17 protein-coding genes are annotated in these 19,186 nt (G+C 65.3%); 6 read left to right on the forward strand and 11 right to left on the reverse strand.

The window, feature by feature from the left end; genetic code table 11:
• Positions 1-30: 30 nt before the first annotated feature.
• The 7 genes from KF707C_RS05630 to KF707C_RS05660 all read right to left on the reverse strand — a co-directional run bounded on the left by KF707C_RS05630 (position 31) and on the right by KF707C_RS05660 (position 9,500).
• Complete coding sequence (locus KF707C_RS05630) at positions 31-1,476, reverse strand: alginate export family protein (RefSeq protein WP_003448855.1); 1,446 nt, start codon at positions 1,474-1,476, stop codon at positions 31-33.
• Between the two features lie 62 nt (positions 1,477-1,538).
• Entirely contained in the window at positions 1,539-2,900 is a 1,362-nt protein-coding gene (gene algK / locus KF707C_RS05635) for an alginate biosynthesis TPR repeat lipoprotein AlgK (RefSeq protein WP_003448856.1), read from the reverse strand.
• A gap of 12 nt (positions 2,901-2,912) precedes the next feature.
• Entirely contained in the window at positions 2,913-4,073 is a 1,161-nt protein-coding gene (locus tag KF707C_RS05640; protein ID WP_003448857.1) for an alginate biosynthesis protein Alg44, read from the reverse strand.
• Between the two features lie 29 nt (positions 4,074-4,102).
• Positions 4,103-5,584 carry a mannuronan synthase gene (gene alg8 / locus KF707C_RS05645; RefSeq protein WP_003448858.1) on the reverse strand — a complete coding sequence of 494 codons (1,482 nt, stop codon included), beginning with the start codon at positions 5,582-5,584 and terminating at the stop codon, positions 4,103-4,105.
• Positions 5,585-5,641: 57 nt separating this feature from the next.
• Positions 5,642-6,952 carry a GDP-mannose 6-dehydrogenase gene (algD, locus tag KF707C_RS05650; RefSeq protein WP_036991453.1) on the reverse strand — a complete coding sequence of 437 codons (1,311 nt, stop codon included), beginning with the start codon at positions 6,950-6,952 and terminating at the stop codon, positions 5,642-5,644.
• Between the two features lie 738 nt (positions 6,953-7,690).
• Positions 7,691-8,470: a peroxide stress protein YaaA gene (gene yaaA, locus KF707C_RS05655; protein ID WP_003448860.1), complete on the reverse strand. Its 780-nt coding sequence runs from the start codon at positions 8,468-8,470 to the stop codon at positions 7,691-7,693.
• A gap of 58 nt (positions 8,471-8,528) precedes the next feature.
• A complete protein-coding gene (locus KF707C_RS05660) occupies positions 8,529-9,500 on the reverse strand; it encodes a LysR family transcriptional regulator (RefSeq protein ID WP_003448862.1) in 972 nt (323 codons plus the stop codon).
• A gap of 135 nt (positions 9,501-9,635) precedes the next feature.
• Between KF707C_RS05660 and KF707C_RS05665 the strand changes: the two genes are divergently transcribed.
• The 6 genes from KF707C_RS05665 (at position 9,636) to KF707C_RS05690 (ending at position 14,887) form a co-directional block, all read left to right on the forward strand.
• A complete protein-coding gene (locus KF707C_RS05665) occupies positions 9,636-10,874 on the forward strand; it encodes a Zn-dependent hydrolase (RefSeq protein WP_036991424.1) in 1,239 nt (412 codons plus the stop codon).
• Between the two features lie 315 nt (positions 10,875-11,189).
• Positions 11,190-12,581, forward strand: a complete 1,392-nt coding sequence (locus tag KF707C_RS05670) for a PhoH family protein (protein WP_003448867.1) — start codon at positions 11,190-11,192, stop codon at positions 12,579-12,581.
• Positions 12,582-12,662: 81 nt separating this feature from the next.
• Positions 12,663-13,133 carry a cyclic pyranopterin monophosphate synthase MoaC gene (moaC, locus tag KF707C_RS05675; protein WP_003448869.1) on the forward strand — a complete coding sequence of 157 codons (471 nt, stop codon included), beginning with the start codon at positions 12,663-12,665 and terminating at the stop codon, positions 13,131-13,133.
• A 2-nt stretch (positions 13,134-13,135) separates the two neighbouring features.
• Positions 13,136-13,384, forward strand: a complete 249-nt coding sequence (locus KF707C_RS05680; protein WP_003448872.1) for a MoaD/ThiS family protein — start codon at positions 13,136-13,138, stop codon at positions 13,382-13,384.
• Between the two features lies 1 nt (position 13,385).
• The gene (gene moaE / locus KF707C_RS05685; protein WP_003448874.1) at positions 13,386-13,835 is read left to right on the forward strand and encodes a molybdopterin synthase catalytic subunit MoaE; all 450 of its coding nucleotides are present in this window, start codon (positions 13,386-13,388) and stop codon (positions 13,833-13,835) included.
• Between the two features lie 275 nt (positions 13,836-14,110).
• Positions 14,111-14,887 carry an ABC transporter substrate-binding protein gene (locus tag KF707C_RS05690; protein WP_003448880.1) on the forward strand — a complete coding sequence of 259 codons (777 nt, stop codon included), beginning with the start codon at positions 14,111-14,113 and terminating at the stop codon, positions 14,885-14,887.
• Between the two features lie 82 nt (positions 14,888-14,969).
• Here KF707C_RS05690 and KF707C_RS05695 read toward each other — a convergent pair whose 3' ends face one another.
• The 4 genes from KF707C_RS05695 to KF707C_RS05710 all read right to left on the reverse strand — a co-directional run bounded on the left by KF707C_RS05695 (position 14,970) and on the right by KF707C_RS05710 (position 19,177).
• The gene (locus KF707C_RS05695) at positions 14,970-15,731 is read right to left on the reverse strand and encodes an amino acid ABC transporter ATP-binding protein (protein WP_003448882.1); all 762 of its coding nucleotides are present in this window, start codon (positions 15,729-15,731) and stop codon (positions 14,970-14,972) included.
• A 10-nt stretch (positions 15,732-15,741) separates the two neighbouring features.
• The gene (locus KF707C_RS05700; RefSeq protein ID WP_036991426.1) at positions 15,742-16,839 is read right to left on the reverse strand and encodes an amino acid ABC transporter permease; all 1,098 of its coding nucleotides are present in this window, start codon (positions 16,837-16,839) and stop codon (positions 15,742-15,744) included.
• 10 nt (positions 16,840-16,849) lie between these two features.
• Positions 16,850-18,037, reverse strand: a complete 1,188-nt coding sequence (locus tag KF707C_RS05705) for an amino acid ABC transporter permease (RefSeq protein ID WP_003448886.1) — start codon at positions 18,035-18,037, stop codon at positions 16,850-16,852.
• A 111-nt stretch (positions 18,038-18,148) separates the two neighbouring features.
• Positions 18,149-19,177: an amino acid ABC transporter substrate-binding protein gene (locus KF707C_RS05710; protein WP_003448888.1), complete on the reverse strand. Its 1,029-nt coding sequence runs from the start codon at positions 19,175-19,177 to the stop codon at positions 18,149-18,151.
• Positions 19,178-19,186: the final 9 nt, after the last annotated feature.

The following is a 19,186-nucleotide window of genomic DNA, read 5'->3' on the forward strand; positions in this document are numbered from 1 at the left end:
CGGTTGTTCCTCCCATGCGCCGGGCACTCATCAGAAGCGCCAGATGAAGTCGACGAAGGCGCGGTGCATCAGCGAGTCGGTGCCGGCGCCATAGGCGTCGCCCGGCTTGAACAGGCCGCCACGGAAGCGCACCAGCGCCGAGCGCTCGTCCAGGTGCTCGGCCATGGAGGCCGGCAGCAGGCCCTGCTTGAAGTAGCGGGTCACCACCAGGTCCACTTCCTGGCCGATGTCTTTCTCGCCGTCTTCCAGGGGCGCGATGATTCCGCTCTGGCCGACATCCTGGTTGTCGTCGACGCGCCAGAAACGGTGGTAGACCAGGCTGGCGTCGTAGTCCTCGCCGAGTTGCCAGGAGGTGAAGGCGGTGGCCACCTGCAGGTTGCTCAGCTCGCCACGGAAGGCCTCGCCGAAACGGTGCAGGCGGGCTTCGGTGCCGGTGAAGTTGGAGCGGTTGCTTTCGAGGCCGGTCTGGCGGAACTGCTCGGAACTGTCGTCATCGCCGCCACCGCTGCCCCGGGCGTAGGCGCCGCCCACTTTCCACTGGTCATCGAGCGTCCAGCGCAGGCCCAGGTCCAGGGCCCAGGCGTCGACGTCGACCTGGCGCTGGCCACTGGCGATGGCCTGGTCGCCCACCACCGTCTGTTGCAGTTCATCGGCGTCACCGGTGAGCCAGGTGGCCTGCGCCCAGTAGTTGAGGGGCAGGGTGGAGCGGCGGTCGAAGAAGCCGCCATCGGCTTCCAGGCCGAGCCAGGTGAGGTCGCCGGTGCTGCGCTTGGAGCCTTCGTCCACGGCTTCGCCGGGGGCCGGCAGGTCCCCGCTGTCGCGGCTGTGGTGCAGCTTGGCGCCGACCCAGTGGCCAGGCTTCCACTGGGTGGAGATGTCGCCGAAGAGGTGCTGGCGGTCTTCGTCCTCGGGGGCCAGCTCGTCGATGTCGGTGCGGTATTCGCTGAAGCGTTCGGCGATGCCGGCATGGGCGCGCAACAGGGTGGTGTCGAAGCTCCAGCGCAGGGCCTCGATGTTGGTGTCCCACCAGGTGCCCTCGTCGCTGCGCACGCGCTGGCGACCGAAGCGCAGGTGTTCGCCGGGGTAGGCGGTGAGGCCGCCGTAGTCGACCCAGAACTCCCGCAGGGCCAGGTAGCTCTTGTCCGGCTCGCGGCCGCTGTTGGCCTGCCCGGCGTCCGCGTCGATATCGCCGGATTCCAGGGTGTCGGTTTCGACGGTGTCGGTGGCGGTGACCGCCTGGCCCAGGGCCAAGGCGCTCCAGTCGCCGCGTTCGCCGTAGACCCAGGGGCGCACGTCCAGGCCGATGCCGTTGACGTCGCCGCCATCGCGGGTGCCCAGGTCGCGGTCGTCTTCCGACTGGGCGGTGATCTTCACATCGAGGCCGAAGTTGCGGGCTTCGGGCTCGGCGGCGTGGGCGATGCTCGCGGCCAACAGGGACAGGCCCAGGCCGGCCTTGATCCAGGGGTGCTTGTTCATCTGTTTCTCTTCTCTCTCGTTCCTCCGGCCACGGTTCGGTCCGACGTGGCGGGGAAGGGGGCTCATAGGCTGCTCATCTGGGTGTCGGGCGCGGTCAGGCCGCGGGCGGCGCGTTCCTCGCGCAGCAGGCGTTCGGCACGTGCGCGCTGTTCCGGGCTGAGCTGCTGCTCGACCTGCTGCGCCAGTGCGAGGGCCTGCGGGGTGTTCTTGGGCAATGCCAACTGGCTGAAGACATAGGCGTTGACCGGGTTCGGCTGGATGCCCTTGCCCTGGGAAAACATCTGGCCGAGGGCGAAGTCGGCGTTGATCTGGCCGTTGCGCGCCGCGTCCAGCAGGTATTCCAGCGCCTTGTCCGGGTCGATGTCGCCGAGGTAGCCGCGCAGGTGGATCTGCCCCAGCAGGTAGCGGGCGGCGGGCTCGTTGGGGGCGGCCCGCAGCAGGTGCTCAACGGCCTTCTGCGGGTCCTGGGGCACCAGCTTGCCTTCGTAGTGGAGGCGACCCATGAGCAGTTCGGCGCGGGGCAGGGAGGCGGCTCGGCCTTTCTCCAGGTAGCCCAGCATCTGCTCGGTGTCCCCGAGGCCAGGGTAGTCATAGAGCAGCTTGGCGAGGCTGACCCAGGCGGCGGGATGGGCCGGGGCCACGGCTTCCAGCAGTTCCCGGGCCTTGGCTTCGGCCGGCTGGCCCAGTTCGGCGTCCGCCAGCACCTGGGCCACCGAATCCACGCGCTGGGCGGGGATGCGGCCGGCACGGTAGCCGGCCATCAGCTGTTCCAGCAGCGTGTCGCGGGCTTCGCCGTTGCCTTGCTTCTGGTACACCGTGGCCAGTTCCACGTAGCAGACATCGGCGCTGGCCAGGCTGGCGGTGCAGATGCGTTCGATTTCCGCCAGGTGCTGATCGTAGGTGCCCTGGGTGCGGTAATAGAGAATCTGCGCCAGGGCGGCCTGTGGATAACCCTCGGCGCGCCAGCGGGCGATGCGTGCGGGCAGGTTCACCTCCGGGAAGTCCTGGGGGTATTGCAGGTAGAGCATCGCCAGGGGCAGCAGGCTGCTGGCCTCACCGGCGGTGAAGGACGCTTCCAGCAACTGTGCGGTTTCCTGGCGCTCGGCAGGGGAAAGGTCGGTCTTGCGCGCCAGCAGCTTGCCCAGGCGGGCCTTGGCCCGGGGCGACTGGTCCATGGCCTGGCGATAGGTGGCTTCGGCCTGTTCCAGTTGCGCCGGGTCGCCGCTGGCCACCTGCAGGTCGGCCAGGCCGACGGCGGCATCGGCGTAACCCAGTTCGGCGAGCTGGCGGAAGTTGCGTTCGGCGGTGGCGTTGTCGCCGCGTTGCAGGGCTTCGCGGGCCAGGCGCTCGTCCGGCAGCCCGGCGCAGCCGGCCAGGGCGACGGCGGCGGCCAGCAGCAGGACGGGAGTGGCGTGATGGGCCATGGCTGCGCCTCCTCAGAAGCCGGCGGCCAGGGCGCGGTCGATCAGCCAGTCCAGGGACGGACCCCGGTCGACGCTGACTTCCACCGGCTGGCCGGCGAGGCTGCTGGGCAGCGGCTCGTCGGGCTGGATGGTGGCGCGGATGTCGGCGGACAGGCTGCCGTCATGCAGGTTGCTGCTGACGATCTGGCCGTGGCGCGGGTGGTTCTCGCCGGCCACCTGGAAGGTTACCCGGGCACCCGGCTTGGCCTGGGCGAGGTTGCGGAAGGGGAAGCGCGCCTGCACCGTGGCCAGGCTGTCCTGGGGCACCAGCTCGAAGATCACGTCGCCCTTGCTGGCGAACTGGCCGTCGGCCACCAGCTGGCGCGCCACTTTGCAGTTGCAGGGGCTGGTGAGGGTGCCCTGCATCTGTTTGCCGAAGAGTTCCTCGACATTGGCCGGGGTGAGCTGATCGTCGGTGAGGTGGCCCTTGAGCATCTCCAGCATGGTGGCGTTGAAGGAGGCGATGGGCGCGCCCTTCTCGATGCTGGCGTCCGGTCCCACCAGGCTCTGCACCGTGCCCTCGCGGGGCATGGTCACCTGCATGGAGGGCACCGCCACCAGGGCCGAGTCGGCGTGGGTGACGAAATAGAGGCCGTAGAGGGACTTGGCGATGTAGCCGAAGGCGCCGATCCCCACCACGAAGATCCCGAGGCTGAAGGTCACGGCCTTGAGGCGACCCAGGGCGCCCATGCCGCCACCGCCGCCTTGCTTGCGTGGCTTGGTGAAGTTTTCCCGTTGCAGGGTGCTGAGCAGGTCGCCGGCCGTGACCAGCTCGCCGGACAGGTGGGCGCTGATGAGGTAGCGCAGGGTGGCGATGTCCCGGGGCGCCAGGCTGTGGAAGACGCAACCGGCGCGGTGGTTGCGGCTGTCGATGCTGCGCACCTGGAACTCCACGTCCAGACCCAGGCTGAGACCGTCGATCTGGAACAGCAGGCGCCCCTTGTGGTGGTCGCCGACGCTGGCCGAGTGACGATCGGTGGTGAAGGCGAAACCACCGGCGGACACGTCCAGCAAGGAGGCTTCGACGCGCTCGCCCCGGGCGATGAAGAGGATCCTGCCGGGGATCTTCACCCGCGCGTGCTGGCGCTGGGCTTCGGATTCATGGACCACATTGAGGTTGACGGCTGTATTCATGGCTTCGATTCCTGTCGGGTTCCTGTGGCTCACACGATGGCCAGCAGCGTGGCGATGAAGACGCTGGTGGCGGAGAAGGTCATGGCGTGGGAGGACCAGGTGTTGAACCAGCGCGTGAAGCTGGCGAGGTCACGGTTGAGCTTGGTGTTCTGGCGGGTCCAGGACTGCTGGTCGAGGCGGAAGAAGACCTGGATCTTCACCAGGGCCCCGACGATCTGGTTGTAATAGAGGATCAGTGGGTAGGCCGGGCCGATGCGGTGCCCGGTGACGGACAGCAGCAGGGTCAGCACCAGGCGGGTCAGGCCGATCCAGAGCAGGTACACCAGCAGGTAGGCGATGCTGTACTTGAGGCTGGCGATGATGGCCACCGCCAGGCCCAGCAGGCAGGTCCACATGGAGGCGCGCTGGTCGGCCAGCACCACCGTGGTGAAGGCGCCCAGGCGGCGCGGTCCCAGGGCCAGGGCCCGGGCGTTCTGCCGCAGGTTGTTGCCGTACCAGCGGAACATCAGCTTGCGGCTGGCCTTGACGAAGCGCTTCTCCGGCGGGTGCTCCACGGTGTTGATGGCGGCATCCGGCACGTAGAAGGTGTCGTAGCCCAGGCGCATCAGGCTGTACCAGCTGGACTTGTCGTCCCCGGTGAGGAACTGGAAGCGACCCAGTCGCCAGTGGTCCAGGTAGTCGCTTTCCACGTCGGTGATGAAGTCCGGGTCGGTCACCACCTGTGCGCGGAACACCGACATGCGTCCGGTCATGGTCAGCACGCGCTTGGACAGGGCCATGGAGCACATGTTGAGGTGGCGCTGGGCGAAGCGCAGCTTGTGCCACTCGCTCATGATGTAGCTGCCGCGCACCTCGCAGAACTCATTGGTGGTGAGGCCGCCGACGTTGGGGAAGAGCTTGAACCAGGGCACGGTCTTCTTCACCACGCCCTCGTTGAGCACGGTATCGCCGTCGATGACCGCCACCACGGCGTTCTCGTCCGGCAGCTGCCGCGAGATGGCACGGAAGCCGTAGGCCAGGCCATCGCGCTTGCCGGTGCCGGGAATCCGCACGAAGTCCAGCTTGACCCGCTCCGGCGGCGCCATCCGCGCCCAGAGGTTCTTCACCAGCAGCTCGTCCGACAGCTCGACGATGGAGCAGACCACCGTGGTGGGGTAGCCGCAGTCGATGGCCTCACGGATCACCGAGCGATAGACCATGGCGGTGGTCAGCGCCTCGATGCGGAAGCTGGTGACCAGCAGGAATACGTGGGAGGGATCGGCGGCGCTGCCCAGCTTCGCCAGGCGGCGCTTGTACCAGGGGTAGACGACGTAGAGGAACAGCGTGCCGCGCACGAAGTGCAGGGCGCCCATGGAGTAGCGCCACACGCCGACGATGCCGATGAGCAGGAGGAAGTGCTTGGAGTCCGGGTCGAACACCGACTTGGGCAGGGCGAGCGCCAGCAGCATCAGCGCGATGACATAGAACACCCAGCCCGAGGCTTCGAGCAGACCTTTGTTGAGCTTTTCCATAGGGATGCTTCCTGGCGGTTGCGGGCGGTCCCCCTCCCCGGAGGGAGGGGGAGGCGCTTACCAGCAGATGCCCTCGGCGTTGCCGTGGGTGCCCTTGGGCATGAAGCCCACCAGGTCGATCACCTGCTTGCCCTGCGGCGCGGCGCTGGCCAGGGGGGCGAAGAGTTCGTCGCGGTTGCCCAGGACGATGATGTCGGCCTTGTCCACCACCGCTTCGAGGTCGCTGTTCAGCAGCGAGGAGACGTGGGGGATCTTCGACTCGATGTAGTCCTTGTTGGCGCCGTGGACGCGGGCGTACTCGACGTTGCGGTCGTAGATGGACAGGTCGAAGCCCTTGCCGATGAGCATTTCCGCCAGTTCCACCAGCGGGCTTTCCCGCAGGTCGTCGGTGCCGGCCTTGAAGGACAGGCCGAGCAGGGCGACACGACGCTTGTCATGGCTGGCGATGATCTCGAAGGCCTTCTGCACCTGGGCCGCGTTGCTGCGCATCAGCGAGCCGATCAGCGGCGACTCGACGTCCAGGGAGGTGGCGCGGTAGTTCAGGGCGCGCACGTCCTTGGGCAGGCAGGAGCCGCCGAAGGCGAAGCCCGGGCGCATGTAGTACTTGGAGAGGTTGAGCTTGTGGTCCTGGCAGACCACGTCCATCACCTCGCGGCCGTCGACGCCCACGGCCTTGGCGATGTTGCCGATCTCGTTGGCGAAGGTGACCTTGGCGGCATGCCAGACGTTGCAGGTGTACTTGATCATCTCCGCCACTTCCACGGGCTTGCGGATGATGGGGGCATCCAGCTCGCGGTAGAGGGTTTCCAGCAGGTCGCCGGAGGCCTTGTCCAGCTCGCCGATGACGGTCATGGGCGGGAAGTCGTAGTCCTTGATGGCCGTGCTCTCGCGGAGGAACTCCGGGTTGACCGCCACGCCGAAGTCGACGCCGGCGCGCTTGCCGGAGCAGTCCTCGATGATCGGGATCACCACGTCCTTGACGGTGCCCGGCAGCACGGTGCTGCGGACCACCACGGTGTGGCGCTCGGCCTTGTCGCGAAGGGCGAAGCCGATCTCGCGGCAGACACCTTCGATGTAGTCCAGGGACAGGTCGCCGTTCTTCTTGCTCGGCGTTCCGACGCAGATGAAGGACACCTGGGTTTCCTGTACGGCGGCGGAAACATCGGTCGTTCCGCGCAGCCGGCCGGACTTCAGTCCCTGTTGCAGAAGTTCTTCGAGGCCGGGCTCCACAATCGGGGATTTACCGTGGTTGATCAGGTCGATCTTGGTGCGGGAAACATCCACGCCGACAACTTCATGTCCACGGGCAGAGAGGCAACCAGCACATACTGCACCTACATAGCCCAAACCGAAGATGCTGATTCGCATCGCATTCACCTCGTCCATTCAGCACGCTGTTAAATAAGTGGCGTTATTGCCACTTCCGTTTGCACTGTCATGTTGTTATTGCAACTTCAAAGTGCGCAGGCATGAGTAATACCGGACGCCAATATCAGGGCGCCTGAACCGGGCATGTCATTACGCTTGCCCCAGTAAAGTCCTGAGCTGATCGCCGCGAGGGCTCTGGCTCTTTGGTTTTGTCCAGTGGGTCGGGTCTGTCGTAGTTCTCCTCAATCAACTTGTTCGGCTTTCGCCAGATAAAGTCTGCCCCTCGGCTTTACGCCGACAGTCATCAAGGCAGTTTGGAATCACACCGAAGCATGGTGTGAAGAATTAAGTCACGGGGGGTATGAGTGTCCGTCTTTTCGGATAGTTCCTACCGTTCGTCCTTGAATTTCAGTGTTGCAGTTTCTTGACTGAGTTCCGTGATTTTCTCGTGGCACTCTCAGAGTTGGCCTGTCCCGGAAAAGTTCCAGTCAGTGCGATTTGCAAGTTTTCGATGATTGCATTTTGCAAGTTGGCCAGTATTTGAAAACAACTTGGCCAGTATTCATTAGCCCGAAATACAGGCCATATGATCTTGAAGTGATATTGATGATTGCGATGCCATTTGAATGGCATCGCAGGGAGGGCAGGGTGCGTTGCGCACCCTCGGGACGGGCGGTATCGGGAGCGGGGCGCGGAGGGGGAAACGAGAACCCCGCCGGGTGGCGGGGTTTCCTGTGTTCAGTCCCGGGGTTCGTCGCGCAGGAACACCAGGCTGTCGGGACCGGAGTGTTCCGCCGAATAGCGATAGCCCTGGTCGTTGAAGTCCTTCAGGCCTTCCGGGTCGCGCAGGCGCTCCTTGATCACGTAGCGGGCCATGAGCCCCCGGGCTTTCTTGGCGTAGAAACTGATGATCTTGTACTGGCCGTTCTTCAGGTCCTTGAACTCGGTGTCGATGATCCGCGCATTGAGGGCCTTGCGCTTCACCGAACTGAAGTACTCGTTGGAGGCCAGGTTGAGCAGGATGTCGTCGCCCTGGGCCGCCAGGGCCTCGTTGAGCCAGCCGCTGATGCGATCGCCCCAGAAGGCGTAGAGGTCCTTGCCGCGCGCGTTGGCGAGCCGGGTGCCCATTTCCAGGCGGTAGGGTTGCATCAGGTCCAGCGGCCGGAGCAGGCCATAGAGGCCGGAGAGCATGCGCAGGTGCTGCTGGGCGAAGTCGAAGTCATCCTCGCTGAAGTCCTCGGCGTTCAGGCCGGTGTAGACGTCGCCCTTGAAGGCCAGCAGGGCCTGCTTGGCGTTGTCGGGGGTGAAGTCCGGGTGCCAGCTGCCGAAGCGGGCGGCGTTGAGGCCGGCCAGCTTGTCGGACAGGTGCATCAGCTCGGCGATCTGCGCGGGGCTCAGCTCGCGCAGTTGCTGGATCAGCTCCTGGGCATGGTCGAGGAACTGCGGCTGGGTATGGCGCGCGGTCGCCGGCGGGGTGTCGTAGTCCAGGGTCTTGGCGGGGGAAATCACCAGCAGCATCGAATCGTCTCCTTCGGGAATGCGGGGGATTCTAGGGATTTGCCGGCTTCGGCTCCACCTATCCCGCCGATAGGCGTTGTTCGAGGGGCACCCGTTCCAGGTGCTGGCGCAGTTCGTCGAGGAAGGTGCGCTCGGCGACGGAGTGCTTCTGCTCGCGATTCCACAACAGGTGGATGTCGACGTCCGCGATGCCCTCGGCCGGCGGCAGGCGCCAGAGCCGGCCGGCCGCCAGGTCGTCGCGGACGATGTGCTCCGGCAGGCAGCCGACGCCGAAGCCGCAATGCACCAGGCGACGGATCTCTTCCAGGCTGGGGGAGCTGGCGACGATGCGCCCGGCGAAGCCCTGCTGGTCGCGGAAGATGGTCAGGGGCGAGAGGCTGCCACCGATCTGGTCGCTGCTGAAACTGACGAAATGCTCGCCCTTGAGGTCGTCCAGGGTCAGGTCGTCGCGGCCGAACAGCTGGTGGTGGCGGCCGCAGAAGAAGGCGTAGCGCTGGCGCATGACGCGGATGCGCTCCAGCTTCGCCACTGGTACGCGGCACAGCGACAGGCCGAGGCTGGCGGTCTGCTGCTGCAGGGCGCTGATGATGTCGGCGCTGCGCATCACCTCCACCTCCAGTTCCACCCTGGGATGGCGCTTGTGGAAGGCGCTGAGGAACTCGTCGTAGGCGGCGGATTCGATACGGCTGATGCACAGCAGCCGCACCTTGCCCAGCACCTGTTCCGGGTGCTCGTCCATGGCGATGCCCAGGCGCGAGACGTTGGCGTTGATCTCCTCGGCGATGCGCAGGGCTTCCTCGCCCGCTTCGGTGATGTCGAAACGCGGGCCGCGTCGGGCGATCAGGGGGGTACCCAGTTGTTCCTCCAGACGCTTCAACGCCTGGCTGATGGCCGGCTGGGTCAGGTGCAGGCGCGCGGCGGCACGGCTGATGCTGCGCTCCTGGCCGATCACCAGGAAGGTACGCAGCAGGTTCCAGTCCAGCCGCTCGTTGAGGGCGCGGCGGTTGAGGTGGGGGCGTCTGTCATCCATGGTCCGGTCCGAATATAAGCTGACGTTATTCTAATGATAAGGATTAGAAATTTGCTTGATTATCAGGTGCCGGCGATAAAAGGCCAGGGCGCCGAGCAGGCGTCGTATCGCCTGATCGGACACGAGGAATGCGTCATGTTGAAAATCAACGGCCCCCGCTTGTGGGCCAGCCTGATGGCCATGGCCGAAGTCGGCGCCACGGCCCGCGGAGGCAGCCGTCGCCTCGCCCTTTCCGAGGAGGATGCCGCCGGCCGCGAGCTGTTCGGGCAATGGTGCCGCGAGGCGGGCATGAGCCTGTCCAGGGACGCGGTGGGGAATCTGTTCGCCCGCCGTGCCGGGCGGGACGATGCCTTGGCCCCGGTGATGATGGGCAGCCACCTGGATACCCAGCCCGAGGGCGGCCGCTTCGACGGCGTCTATGGCGTGCTGGCCGGGCTGGAGGTGGTGAGGACCCTGAACGACCTGGGCATCGAGACCGAGAAGCCCCTGGAGATCGCCGTCTGGACCAACGAGGAGGGTGCCCGCTTCACCCCGGCGATGCTGGGGTCGGCGGCTTTCACCGGCGCCATGTCCCTGGAGGCCGCGCTGGCCTCGCGGGACGCCGAGGGCATCAGCGTGGCCGAGGCCCTGGCCGCTTGCGGACAGGCCGGTGAGCGCCCGCCGGGCGTGCCGCTGGACGCTTACTTCGAGGCCCATATCGAACAGGGGCCGGTGCTGGAGGACAACGGCAAGGTGATTGGCGTGGTCACCGGCGGGCAGGCGATCTGTTGGCTGGATATCCAGGTGGAAGGGCAGGCCGCCCATGCCGGCACCACGCCCATGCCGTTGCGCCGCGACGCGCTGTTCGGCGCCGCCGAGATGATCCAGGGGCTGGAGCGCCTGGCGGCGCGATTCGCCCCCGCCGGTCTGGTCACGGTCGGGCAGCTGGAGATCGCCAAGTCCTCGCGCAACACCATCCCCGGCGACATGAGGTTCACCCTCGACCTGCGCAATCCGGATGACGCCGTGCTGGCGCGGATGGAGCGCGAGGCCCGTGCGCTGATCGCCGCCGTCGCCGAGGGGCGGGGACTGGCCGCACGGGTCGAGCCCCACTGGTTGAGCCCGGCGACACCCTTCGACGCCGACTGCGTGGCGGCGGTACGCGCTGCCGCCCAGGCCCTGGGATACAGCCATCAGGACATCGTCAGCGGTGCGGGCCACGACGCCATCCACCTGGCGCGTTTCTGTCCCACGGCCATGGTGTTCATTCCCTGCGTGGGCGGCCTCAGTCACAACGAGGCGGAAGACGCCCTGCCCAGTGATGTGGCCCAGGGGGCGGACGTGCTGTTGAACGCGGTGCTGGCGAGGGCCGGACGCGCAGATGGCGTCTGTTGATCGTCGGGGAAAGGAGGTATTCGGGAGAAGCGGGACTTTCGACTTTAACGGGCTGATTTCCGGGCGCCAAGGTCTTTTTCTCCTGGTGTGAAAAAAGATCCGGTAGGGAAAAAAAGTCTTTTTCCTGTCATCCCGAATGGAGTATTAAAAAGCCAAGACCGCCGAATCCTGCAGACAGGTGGCGGCCAATGGCCCTCACCTCGTTGGCACCTTCCCTCGCTCCGGCATGACCCGGAGCGAGGAGGTTGGCGGTCCCCCGCGGCGGAGCGCCTCCCTGGCATTCCGTCGCCTGGCCCGATAAGAAGGTGAACGAGTATGGATGACCACGGACGCTCCCGCCCTACCGCTCCAACCTTGTATGCGCTCGACACCAATGTCCTGATTCACGATCCCAACGCCCTGTTGAATTTCCAGGAACACCACGTGGCCATTCCCATGACCGTGCTGGAGGAACTGGACAAGCTCAAGACCGGCAAGCAGGGGGTCGCCGCTGAATGCCGGCAGGCCATTCGCAACATCGACAAGATCCTCAGCGGTGCCACCCCTGAGGAAGTGGAGCACGGAGTCCCCATCCAGCGAGAGAAGAGCGGCCCCTGCGGCTTTCTCTCGATCCTCATGAGCAAGCGCGCAGCCCCTATCACCTGGCTGCCGGAAGACCTCAACGACAACAAGATCATCAACCAGTTGGTGGAGCTGAAGAGTCGTCGCCCGGGCATGTCCGTGGTGCTGGTGACCAAGGACATCAACATGCGCCTGAAGGCGCGTGCCTGCGGGATCGACTCGGAGGACTACCACACCGACCAGTTGGTGGACGACGTCTCCCTGCTGTCCCGGGGCTACCACGACATGACGGGCTCCTTCTGGGACCGCGTGAGCAAGGTGGAAACCCGCCAGGATCATGGTCGGACCTGGCACCGGGTGCAGCTTACCGACAACCTGCCGGCGGTCCATGTCAACGAGTACATCGTCGATGAACAGGGCTTCGTCGGCTGGATCAAGGGCATCCGCAACGACGAACTGCTGATCCTCGACCTGCACCAGGAGCCGTTGCTGCACCAGGAAGCCTGGGGCCTGCGTCCCCGTGACGTGTACCAGGCGCTGGCGCTCTACGCGCTGCTGGACCCGGATATCCACCTGGTCAACCTCACCGGCGCGGCGGGCTCGGGCAAGACCATCCTGGCGCTTGCCGCCGCCATCGAGCAGACCATGGTGAGCAAGCGCTACCGGCGCATCATCGCCACCCGCAGCGTACAGGGGCTCGACCAGGAGATCGGCTTCCTGCCGGGTACCGAGGCCGAGAAGATGGAGCCCTGGCTGGGGGCGATCACCGACAACCTCGAAGCCCTGCACATGGACGACGAGAACACCCATGGCAGCGTGGACTACATCCTCAGCAAGGTGCCGCTGCAGTTCAAATCCCTCAACTACATCCGTGGCCGCAGCTTCCAGCAGAGCCTGATCATCATCGACGAGTGCCAGAACCTGACGCCGCACCAGATGAAAACCATCATCACCCGTGCCGGCACCGGCTCCAAGGTGATCTGTCTGGGCAACCTGGCGCAGATCGACACCCCTTACCTGTCGGCCCCCAGCTCGGGCCTCACCTACCTCACCGAACGCTTCAAGGACTTCCCCCACGGCGTGCACATCACCCTCCAGGGTGTGCCGCGCTCCGTGCTGGCCGAGTACGCCGAAGCCCACATGTGACCTTCACCTCCCGCCGGGCGGCCCCTGCCGCCCGGTGAGGATTTCTGTATACAATCGGTCTCCTGCCCGAGGAGACTTGCTGTGCTAACCCATCTCGATTCCGAAGGTCGCGCCAACATGGTCGACGTCACCGAAAAAGCGGTGACGGCCCGTGAGGCGACGGCCGAAGCCCGTGTGCGCATGCATCCGGAAACCCTCGCCATGATCCAGTCCGGCGGCCACCCCAAGGGAGACGTATTCGCCGTGGCGCGCATCGCCGGCATCCAGGCGGCGAAGAAGACCTCCGACCTGATTCCCCTGTGTCACCCCCTGATGCTCACCAGCGTCAAGGTGGAGCTGGATGCCGAGGGCGATGACTGCGTGCGCATCGTCGCCCGTTGCAAGCTGGCGGGGCAGACCGGGGTGGAAATGGAAGCCCTGACCGCCGCCAGCGTCGCGGCGCTGACGATCTACGACATGTGCAAGGCGGTGGATCGCGGCATGACCATCGAACAGGTGCGCCTGCTGGAGAAGCTGGGCGGCAAGAGCGGCCACTACAAGGCCGGGGAGTGAAGATGATTCGCGTGCAGTATTTCGCCCGTTACCGTGAAGCGCTCGGCATCGACGGCGAGCAACTCAACTGGGACTCGGCCTTCGCGAAGCTGGATGACCTGCGTCGGCACCTGCTGGCCCGTGGCGGCGTCTGGGACGTGCTGGCGGAGCAGAACCTGATGTGCGCCCGCAACCAGGAGCTGTGCAGCCTGGACGAGGCCCTGGTCGACGGTGACGAGGTCGCCTTCTTCCCCACCGTGACAGGAGGCTGACATGGCCATTCGCGTGCAGGAATCCGCCTTCGATCCGGGCCGGGAGCTCAATGCCCTGCACGCCGCCAACGTGGGGATTGGTGCGGTGGTGGGGTTTGTCGGCTACGTGCGGGATTTCAATGATGGCCAGGACGTGGCGGGCATGTACCTCGAGCACTATCCCGGCATGACCGAGAAGGCCCTGGAGAAGATCGCCCTTGAGGCCGGCGAGCGCTGGCCGTTGCTCAACGTGGAGATCCTCCACCGCATCGGCCGGCTGGAGCCGGGCGAGCCCATCGTCTTCGTCGGCACCGCCAGCGCCCATCGCCAGGCGGCATTCGACGCCTGCAACTTCATCATGGACTTCCTCAAGACCCGCGCTCCCTTCTGGAAGAAGGAAGACACCCCCGAGGGCCCCCGCTGGGTGGAAGGGCGCTGCAGCGACAAGGCGGCCGCCGAACGCTGGAAATGATGCATCGCCGGGGTGGATGAGCGCGCCTCGACAAGCTGCTGGTCCCTTCCGAAGCCTGGTTCGCCGGGCTTTTTCATGGGCGATTGACGATGTGTACATTTGAGTCCAGTATGGACTCACAAGTACAAAACGGCGGCATCCACGATGACCCAGCATCAGCCAACGCCCCCTCGAAACCGCCTCGGCGCGGTTTCCTTCGCTGCCTCGCACATCCATTTCGAACCGGTTCGTCACGCACCGTGGCGGACCCCATTCCGTACTGCGGGAGCCACACCATGAAGAAGTTCGTCCTCCTGGGCAGCCTTGCCCTCGGCCTCATCGCCTCCAGCGCCTTCGCCGCCGACAATGCCCTGCGCATCGGCATCGAAGCCGCCTATCCGCCCTTCGCCTTCAAGACCCCGGACGGCCAGATCGCCGGTTTCGACTACGACATCGGCAATGCCCTGTGCGAGGAAATGAAGGTCAAGTGCCAGTGGATCGAGCAGGAGTTCGACGGGCTGATTCCCTCCCTCAAGGTGAGGAAGGTGGATGCGGTGCTGTCGTCCATGACCATCACCGAGGAGCGTCGCAAGTCGGTGGATTTCACCGGCAAGTACTACTACAGCCCGGCGCGCCTGGTGATGAAGAAGGGCAGTGCGGTGGATCCGGAGTTCAAGAGCCTGGTGGGCAAGACCGTCGGTACCCAGCGCTCCACCACCACCGATCGCTTCGCCACCGAGGTGCTGGAGCCCAAGGGGGTGAAGGTGGTGCGCTACAGCACCCAGAACGAGATCTACCTGGACGTGCTGTCCGGCCGCCTGGATGCCGTGCTGGCGGATGTCTTCCCCCTGAACGAAGGCTTCCTGAAGACCGATAACGGCAAGGACTACGAGTTTGTCGGGCCGGTGCTGAACGATCCCAAGTATTTCGGCGAGGGCGCCGGGATCGCCGTGCGCAAGGGTGATGACGCGCTCCGTGAGCAGTTCGATGGGGCGATCAAGGCCCTGCGGCAGAATGGCAAGTACCAGGCGATCCAGGCCAAGTACTTCGATTTCGATATCTACGGCGACTGATGAGGGTGCGTACCGCGGGCCAATCCGCGAAGCCATGAAAAAGGGAGCCCGAGGGCTCCCTTTCTCATTCGGCCATCCGTACTCAGTGCAGGATCTGTCCCAGGAACAGCTTGGTCCGCTCGTTCTGCGGGTTGTCGAAGAAGGCGTGGGGCTCGTTCTGTTCCACGATCTCGCCCTTGTCCATGAAGATCACCCGGTCCGCCACGGTGCGGGCGAAGCCCATCTCGTGGGTCACGCAGAGCATGGTCATGCCGTCCTGGGCCAGCCCGACCATGGTGTCGAGGACTTCCTTGACCATTTCCGGGTCCAGCGCGGAGGTGGGCTCGTCGAACAGCATGATCTTCGGCTTCATGCACAGGGCGCGGGCGATGGCCACGCGCTGCTGCTGGCCGCCGGAGAGCTGGCCGGGGTATTTGTTCGCCTGTTCCGGGATGCGCACGCGCTCCAGGTAGTGCATGGCGATTTCCTCGGCCTGGCGCTTGGGCATCTTGCGCACCCACATCGGGGCCAGGGTGCAGTTCTGCAGCACCGTGAGGTGCGGGAACAGGTTGAAGTGCTGGAACACCATGCCCACTTCGCTGCGGATCGCCTCGATGTGCTTGAGGTCGTTGGTCAGTTCGGTGCCATCGACGATGATCCGGCCGGCCTGGTGTTCCTCCAGGCGGTTGATGCAGCGGATGGTGGTGGACTTGCCGGAACCGGACGGGCCGCAGAGGACGATGCGTTCGCCCTGCTGCACGTCCAGGTTGATGTCCTTGAGCACGTGGAACTGGCCGTACCACTTGTTCACGCCCTGCAGGCGGATGATGGGTTCGCCGGCGGTTTTCTTGCTTGCTTCAGTCATGGGGTGACTCCTAACGCTTGTGGCCGGTGTCCAGCTTGCGCTCCAGGCTCATGGAGTAGCGGGACATGCCGAAACAGAAGATCCAGAACACCAGGGCGGCGAAGACGTAGCCTTCGGTGGCCATCCCCAGCCAGGCCGGGTCGGTGGTGGCTTGCTTGATGCTGTTGAGCAGGTCGAACAGGCCGATGATGATCACCAGGCTGGTGTCCTTGAACAGCGCGATGAAGGTGTTGACGATGCCGGGGATCACCAGTTTCAGGGCTTGCGGCAGTATCACCAGGCCCATCATCCGCCAGTAGCCCAGGCCCATGGCCCCGGCCGCCTCGTACTGCCCCTTGGGGATGGCCTGCAGGCCGCCCCGCACCACTTCGGCGATGTAGGCCGACTGGAAGAGGATCACGCCGATCAGGGCCCGCAGCAGCTTGTCGAAGGACAGGCCTTCCGGCAGGAACAGCGGCAGCATCACCGAGGACATGAAGAGCACGGTGATCAGCGGCACGCCCCGCCAGAATTCGATGAAGGTCACGCAGATGACCTTGATCGCCGGCATATTGGAGCGTCGTCCCAGGGCCAGCATGATGCCCAGCGGCAGCGCGCCGACGATGCCCACGGCGGCGATCACCAGGGTCAGCATCAGGCCGCCCCAGCGGCTGGTGGAGACGGTTTCCAGCCCCAGGAATCCACCATGCAGCAGCCAGTAGGCCACCAGCGGGTAGATCACCAGGAAGGCCAGGCCGTACTTCACCTTGAACTGGAACCGGGGGACGAACAGCGGTGCGGCACCGATGATCGCCACCCAGACGGCCAGGTCCACGCGCCAGCGCAGGGCTTCCGGGTAGAAGCCGTACATGAACTGGGCGAAGCGCACCTTGATGAAGACCCAGCAGGCGCCCTCGCTGGTGCAGTCGGCGCGGGTGGTGCCGGTCCAGTCGGCCTGGAAGAAGGCCCACTGCAGCAGCGGCGGCACGATCAGCCACACCAGGTAGATGGCGAGCAGGGTCAGCAGGGTGTTGAACCAATTGGAGAAGAGGTTGCTGCGCAGCCAGCCGACGGCGCCCACGGTGGTCCGGGGTGGCGGCTGGTCGGGCTTGAATACATGTGTCGTCATGGTTCGGGCCTCACCGCTCGATCAGCGCGATGCGCTTGTTGTACCAGTTCATCAACATCGAAATGCTGATGCTGATGGCCAGGTAGACGCTCATGGTGATGGCGATCACCTCGATGGCCTGTCCGGTCTGATTCAGCACGGTGCCGGCGAACAGCGAGACCATGTCCGGGTAGCCGATGCCGGCCGCGAGCGACGAGTTCTTGGTCAGGTTCAGGTACTGGCTGGTGAGCGGCGGGATGATGACGCGCATGGCCTGCGGAATGATCACCAGGCGCAGGGTCTTGCCGCCGGGCAGGCCGAGGGAGCGCGCCGCTTCGGTCTGGCCGTGGCTCACCGACTGGATACCGGAGCGCACGTTCTCGGCGATGAAGGCGGCGGTGTACACGGTCAGCGCCAGGGTCAGGGCGATCAGTTCCGGGATCACCACCCAGCCGCCGCGGAAGTTGAAGCCCTGCAGCGCCGGCATGCTCCAGGTGAAGGGCGAGCCGAACGCCAGGGACGCCAGCCCCGGGATCACCACCAGCAGCGCCAGGGCGCTGAGCAGCACCGGGAAGCGCTGGCCCGTGGCTTCACGCTTGGCCTTGGCCCAGCGGGCGATGGCGATGATGCCGAGCAATGCCAGCGCCACGGCGACGAGGAAGGGCCAGAAGCCTTCGGCCATGGTGGGGGCCGGCATGTACAGGCCGCGGTTGTTGAGGAAGAAGTGCTCGCCGAGGGCCAGGCTCTGGCGCGGCCCCGGCATGGGCAGCATCACCGCGAAGTACCAGAAGAAAATCTGCAGCAGCGGTGGGATGTTGCGGAAGACTTCGATGTAGACGGTGGCGAGCTTGCGGATCAGCCAGTTCGGCGACAGGCGCGCCACGCCCAGCAGGAAGCCGAGCAGGGTGGCGAAGAAGATGCCGATGCCCGACACCAGCAGGGTGTTGAGCAGGCCGATGACGAAGACCCGGGCGTAGCTGTGGCTCTCGTTGTAGTCGATCAGGTGTTGGGAGATGCCGAAGCCGGCGCTCTGCTCGAGGAAATCGAAGCCGGAAAGGATGCCGCGTTGTTCGAGGTTGTGCTGGGTGTTCTGGAACAGGTACCAGCCCATTGCGACGACCGCGATGACGGCGATGATCTGGAATAGCCACGCGCGCGCCTTGGGGTCGGTCAGGACCGAGCCTTTCGGGGCACGCGGGGCGGTAGCGGGTTTTTGCATGACAGCCCTCTAGGAACCGCTGGCCGGCCGGATGGGGGACGGCCGGCCAGGGTTCACGTCTTGTATGGAACTCAGACCCGGCGGCGACTTCATGTCACCGCCGGGCGACGGTCAGCGCACCGGCGGTGCGTACTGCAGACCGCCCTTGTTCCACAGGGCGTTGAGACCACGTTCGATCTTCAGCTCGCTGCCGGCACCGACGTTGGCTTCGAAGATCTCGCCGTAGTTGCCGACCTGCTTGACGATCTGCACCGCCCAGTCCTTCGGCAGCTTCAGGTCCTTGCCGAACTCGCCTTCGGTGCCCAGCAGGCGGGCGATGTCCGGGTTCTTGGTGGTCTTGGCCATCTCCTCGACGTTCTTCGAGGTGATGCCCAGTTCCTCGGCGTTGACCATCGCGAACAGCGACCAGCGCACGATGTCGAACCACTCCTCGTCACCCTGGCGCACGGACGGGCCCAGGGGTTCCTTGGAGATCACTTCCGGCAGCACCACGTACTCGTCCGGTGCGGCCAGCTTGATGCGCTGGGCATAGAGCTGGGACTGGTCGGAGGTCAGCACGTCGCAACGACCGGACTCGAGGGACTTGGCGCTCTCGTCGGAGGTGTCGTAGGTGATGGGGGTGTACTTCAGGTTGTTGGCGCGGAAGTAGTCGGACAGGTTCAGCTCGGTGGTGGTGCCGGCCTGGATGCAGACGGTGGCGCCATCGAGTTCCTTGGCGCTGGAAACGCCGAGCTTCTTGTTCACCAGGAAGCCCTGGCCGTCGTAGTAGGTCACGCCGGCGAAATTCAGGCCCATGGCGGCATCGCGGGAACTGGTCCAGGTGGTGTTGCGGGACAGCACATCCACTTCGCCGGACTGCAGGGCGGTGAAGCGTTCCTTGGCGGTCAGCGGGCTGTACTTGACCTTGCTGGCGTCGCCGAACACGGCGGCGGCGACGGCGCGGCACACGTCCACGTCGATGCCCTTGTAGTTGCCCTTGCCATCGGCGTAGGAGAAGCCCGGGAGGCCGTCACTGATGCCGCACTGCACGTAGCCCTTCTTCTTCACCGCGTCCAGGGTGGCGCCCGCCTGAGCGAAACCGCTGACACCGAGAACGGTTGCCGCGGTCAGCACGGCCAGGGTGGATTTCACCATCTTCATCAAAACCTC

Origin of the sequence: Pseudomonas furukawaii (genome assembly GCF_002355475.1) — a bacterium.
In the GTDB taxonomy this organism is placed as follows: domain Bacteria; phylum Pseudomonadota; class Gammaproteobacteria; order Pseudomonadales; family Pseudomonadaceae; genus Metapseudomonas; species Metapseudomonas furukawaii.